Raw genomic sequence first — 530 nt, forward strand, 5'->3', positions numbered from 1 at the left:
GGGGACGCTTACCACTTTGTGGTTCATGACTGGGGTGAAGTCGTAACAAGGTAGCGCTAGGGGAACCTGGCGCTGGATCACCTCCTTATACGATGATTATTGCGATGAGTGTTCACACAGATTGATATGGTTTAGATTTCAGAGCAAAATTGGTTCTGCATAAAATGCTGAAGCAATTTATGTGGGGCTATAGCTCAGCTGGGAGAGCGCTTCGCTGGCAGCGAAGAGGTCATCGGTTCGATCCCGATTAGCTCCACCACATACTTCTGTGTCCCGTTCGTCTAGAGGCCTAGGACACCGCCCTTTCACGGCGGTAACAGGGGTTCGACTCCCCTACGGGATACCATCTTTAAGCGCATTCAATGAGTGCTTTTAAAAATGGTTACTTCATTAGAAGTGATTAGCTCTTTAACAATTTGGAAAGCTGACAAAACAACAATTTATTGTTGTTTGTAAAGTTCTCAAAGTATTCATTTATGAATACAACTAAAAACACATTCAAGTGTTCTTGGAATTTGAGTCCGGCAAAA

Annotated in this window: 2 tRNA genes and 1 rRNA gene; all 3 read left to right on the plus strand. The window is 44.0% G+C overall.

The features are described 5' to 3' along the window. Nucleotides 1–88: ribosomal RNA gene (locus FKN16_RS24395) — 16S ribosomal RNA — on the plus strand; the annotation flags it as partial. Nucleotides 89–183: 95 nt separating this feature from the next. Continuing rightward, a tRNA-Ala gene (locus FKN16_RS24400) sits at nt 184–259 on the plus strand. Between the two features lie 11 nt (nt 260–270). After that, a tRNA-Glu gene (locus FKN16_RS24405) sits at nt 271–346 on the plus strand. The last annotated feature ends 184 nt before the right edge of the window (nt 347–530 follow it).

It is taken from the genome of Vibrio sp. 11-4(1) (assembly GCF_013048625.1).
GTDB lineage: Bacteria > Pseudomonadota > Gammaproteobacteria > Enterobacterales > Vibrionaceae > Vibrio > Vibrio diabolicus.